At 70.9% G+C, this 4,125-nt stretch carries 4 protein-coding genes and 1 pseudogene; all 5 read right to left on the reverse strand.

Annotation, left to right across the window (positions count from 1 at the left end; all coding sequences use genetic code 11):
- A pseudogene (locus ACTHJJ_RS17755) lies at positions 1 to 725 on the reverse strand (23S rRNA (adenine(2503)-C(2))-methyltransferase RlmN); the annotation flags it as partial.
- Positions 726 to 774: 49 nt separating this feature from the next.
- Entirely contained in the window at positions 775 to 1,641 is an 867-nt protein-coding gene (locus ACTHJJ_RS17760; RefSeq protein WP_440304275.1) for a phosphatidate cytidylyltransferase, read from the reverse strand.
- Between the two features lie 18 nt (positions 1,642 to 1,659).
- Positions 1,660 to 2,217 (reverse strand): ribosome recycling factor, encoded by a 558-nt coding sequence (frr, locus tag ACTHJJ_RS17765; protein WP_440304276.1) that lies wholly within the window; start codon positions 2,215 to 2,217, stop codon positions 1,660 to 1,662.
- A gap of 69 nt (positions 2,218 to 2,286) precedes the next feature.
- Positions 2,287 to 3,018: a UMP kinase gene (gene pyrH, locus ACTHJJ_RS17770; RefSeq protein WP_440304277.1), complete on the reverse strand. Its 732-nt coding sequence runs from the start codon at positions 3,016 to 3,018 to the stop codon at positions 2,287 to 2,289.
- A gap of 111 nt (positions 3,019 to 3,129) precedes the next feature.
- Positions 3,130 to 4,125, reverse strand: a 996-nt coding sequence (locus ACTHJJ_RS17775) for a helix-turn-helix domain-containing protein (RefSeq protein WP_440304278.1), incomplete at its 5' end; no start/stop codon positions are given.

The raw sequence follows: 4,125 nt of genomic DNA on the forward strand, positions 1-4,125 counted from the left end.
CCGCGGGCCGACATACCGAGGCCGTCGGGGGCCGGGTCGGTGAGGCGACGGATCGCGCCGATGGCCGCCTTGTAGTTCGCGAGCGCCTCCCCCATGCCCATGAAGACCACGTTGCTGACCCGCAGGGGCTCCTCCCGGTCGGCGTCGTCGCCGCCGGCCAGCTCCCCATGCCGGAGCGCGCGCGCTGCCCAGACGACCTGCTCGACGATCTCGGCCGTGGAGAGGTTGCGCGTGAGGCCCGCCTGGCCGGTGGCGCAGAACGGGCAGTTCATGCCGCAGCCGGCCTGGCTGGAGATGCAGATGGTGACACGGCCCGGATACCGCATGAGGACCGACTCGACGATGGCGCCGTCGTGGAGGCGCCATGCGTACTTCATCGTCTCCCCGTCGTCGGCCTGGCGCCGGACGACCGGCGTGAGCAGCGTCGGGAGCAGGTCGTGGACGAGCTCGGTGCGCACGGCCTTGGGCAGGTCGGTCATCTCCTCCGGGTCCGCGACGAGGCGCTCGAAATAGTGGGTCGAGAGCTGCTTGGCGCGGAAGCCCTTGTGGCCGAGGGACTCGACGGCGTCCTTGCGCTCTGCCGGGCTGAAGTCGGCCAGGTGGCGCGGCGGCTTGCCTCGGCGGGGGGCACGGAAGGTCAGCTGCCCGGGGGTCGGCCTGGAGGTGGTCGGCATGGGCAGCTGCACGGCTGGTGTGGAGGTGCTCTGGGGCAGGTTCTCGGTCATCGCACCTCGATTCTCTCAGGCGCGACCAAATCGGGCCGCTGTGCCGGCGTCAGGCTGCCTGCGGAGCCAGGAGGCTGAGCACCGCCCAGACCATCGGGGCGACGACGACCAGCGAGTCCAGCCGGTCCATCACGCCTCCGTGCCCGGGCAGGATGTTGGACATGTCCTTGATCCGCAGGTCGCGCGTGATGAGGGACTCCATCAGGTCCCCGATGGTCGCCGCGACGGCGACGGCGACGCCGAGCAGGACGCCGACCCACCAAGGGTGCTCGAGGAGCAGCCAGACCGTGAGCGCCCCACCGATGACGCAGAGCAGCACGGAGCCGCTGAAGCCCTCCCAGGACTTCTTCGGGCTGATCGTCGGCGCCATCGGGTGCTTGCCGAACAGGACGCCCGCCGCGTAGCCACCGACGTCGCTGCAGACCGTGATGATGAGGAAGACGAACACGCGGCCGACGCCGTCCTCGGCGGCGAGGAGCAACACGGCGAAGCCGGCGAGCAGGGCCGGGTAGGCGGTGATGAGAACACCGCCGAGCACGTCCCGGGCGGCGCCGTCGAGCGGCCCGGCGCCGCGCCAGATCACCACCGCGGCCGCCGTGAGGCACCACGCGAGCACGAGCCCACCCGGCCCATGCACGTAGGCGGCCCAGAGCATCGCGAGCGAACCGACAACCGCCGGGACGAGGGGCGGCCTGACTCCCTGGTGGGTCAGGGCATGGCGCATCTCCCACACGCCGACGGCGATAGCGGCCGCGACGACGACGAGGAAGGACTCCTTCTTCACGAGGAGCGTCACGACGATGACGATGCCGAGGCCCACCCCGACCCCGATGGCGGCCTTGAGGTCGCGTCCCGCGCGTGACGGCTTCTCTTCGCGACGGGACCTACGAGTGCCGGCCGGCTCTGGGCTGGACATGATGGCGAGCGTCGGAGGTCAGACCTCGATCAGCTCGGACTCCTTGGCCTTCGCGAGGGTGTCGATGAGGTCGGTGTGCTTCTTGGTCAGGCCCTCGAGGTCCTTCTCCGCGCGCGCACCCTCGTCCTCGCCGACCTCGCCGTCCTTGACGAGCCTGTCGATGTCGGTCTTCGCCTTGCGACGGATGTTGCGCACCGCCACGCGGGCCTCCTCGGCCTTCGTGTGGGCGAGCTTGATGTAGTCGCGGCGCCGCTCCTCGGTCAGCTCCGGCATGATGCAGCGGATCTGATGGCCGTCACTGCTGGGGTTGACTCCCAGGTCGCTGTCGCGGATCGCCTTCTCGATGGCGTGCATCGCCGACTTGTCGAAGGGGATGACGAGGATCGTGCGCGCCTCGGGGTTCTGGAACGACGCGAGCTGCTGCAGCGGAGTCGGCGCGCCGTAGTAGTCCACGAGGAGCTTGTTGAACAGGCCCGGGTTGGCGCGCCCCGTGCGGATATTGGCGAAGTCCTCCTTGACGACTTCGACGGCCTTGTCCATCTTCTCCTCGGCCTCGAACATGGTCTCGTCGATCATGGCGCTCTTCCTCGTCCCCTATGGGTGTGTCGGTGGTGTGCAGGTGCTGGGTCGGCCCGTGCCGAGCCCTCAGGCGTTGACGACCAGCGTGCCGATCTTCTCACCACGCAGCGCGCGGGTGACGTTATCGGGCCCCTCGATACCGAAGACGAGCATCGGCAGCTTGTTCTCCATGCAGAGGCTGAAGGCCGCGGCGTCGACGACCTTGAGGCCGTCCGAGATCGCCTCGTTGAAGGTGACGGTGTCGAGCTTGCGGGCCTCCGGGTTGAGCCGGGGGTCGGAGTCGTAGACGCCGTCGACCCCGTTCTTGCTCATCAGCACGACGTCGCACTTGATCTCGAGGGCGCGCTGGGCGCTCACGGTGTCCGTGGAGAAGAACGGCATCCCGGCGCCTGCGCCGAAGATGACGACCCGTCCCTTCTCGAGATGCCGGATCGCGCGCCGCGGGATGTAGGGCTCGGCGACCTGGGTCATCTGGACCGCCGTCTGCACGCGGGTCTCGATGCCCTCCTTCTCGAGGAAGTCCTGCAGGGCGAGGCAGTTCATGACCGTGCCGAGCATGCCCATGTAGTCGGCGCGGGTGCGGTCCATCCCGCGCTGCTGCAGCTCGGCACCGCGGAAGAAGTTGCCGCCGCCGACCACGATCGCCACCTGCACCCCCTCGCTGACCGGGGGGGCGATCTGGCGCGCGATGGACTGGACGACCGCGGGGTCCACGCCGACCCGTCCTCCACCGAACGCCTCGCCCGACAGCTTGAGCAGGACGCGCCGACGGCGCGGTGGGGCGAGCAGTTCGGTCATGGGTGCTCCTTGTGGGCAGCGCAACATGGGGTCGCCCGATCTTTCCACATCGCTGTGGGACGCGACGCCGGAGGCGCCCAGATCGGCTCTCGGCGGGCCTGCTCGCTGGCTTCAGCCCCGCTTCCCGGCGAGCCGGGCTGGCCGACCCCCGGGGTCGAGCCGGCCCCCGGTCCGTAGCCGCCACGCGACCAGAGCCATGCCGACGGCCAGCTGCACGTCCGGGTCGTCGAGGCGGGCTCCGAGCAGGTCCTCCGCGCGCTCGACCCTGGCATAGACGGACTGGCGTCGGATGCCGAGCACGTCCGCGGCCCGCGCCTTCGACATCCCGGAGCGCAGCAGCGCTTCGACCGTCTCGACGAGGCGAGCCCCAGTCCGTGACTCATGCTCGAACAGCGGCCCCAGGACTCCCTCGACGAAGCCCGCGAGCTGGGCAGCGTCTGCGTGGGTGGCGAGGAAGCCGTAGGCGGCCATATCACTGGGGGCGAGCACACGGCCCCGGACTCCGCTCCGTCGAGCGAGGTGAGTGACCTGACGGGCCCGGGCCACCGCTCGAGCCGCATCCCCCGGCTCAGCGACCGGGTCGGCGAGACCCACCGTCCGGACCGCTGGTCCATGCCCCTTCGCCCGAAGGGCCGCCAGCACCCTCTCGCCCACCGAACGCCACCGGGCCCGGGCCGGCGTGGTCCAGCCCCGGGCGACGACGATGACACCGTGCTCGACCGTCCCGACCAGGCAGGGCCCGAGCTCTGCCCGGGCGGCGTCCTGGACCGCAGGCAGCAGCTGCGCCGGCGGGGTGCGCGCCTCGACATCGACGCACATCACGAGCAGGTGCGTCCCGGGGAGGAGCGGCCAGTCCGCCGCCCGGCACCGGTCCGCGAGCTCCCCGTCCGACAGGAGCTCGCCCGCGGCGAGGTCGGTGACGATCGACTGGCCCCAGGACGGCAGGCTCCCCTGTCGCGTGGCCGGACCGAGCTGGATCGCCACGGCGAGCGCCGCGCGCTCAGCCACAGCTCTCCGTCGTGTCGTCTCGGCACCGTGCACCTCGAGACGGCCGAGCCGCTGCGCCCCAGCCCGGACCTCGACGTGGAAGGAGGCCGTCGGCCGCGG

The organism is Intrasporangium sp. (genome assembly GCF_051961875.1).
GTDB lineage: Bacteria > Actinomycetota > Actinomycetes > Actinomycetales > Dermatophilaceae > Intrasporangium_A.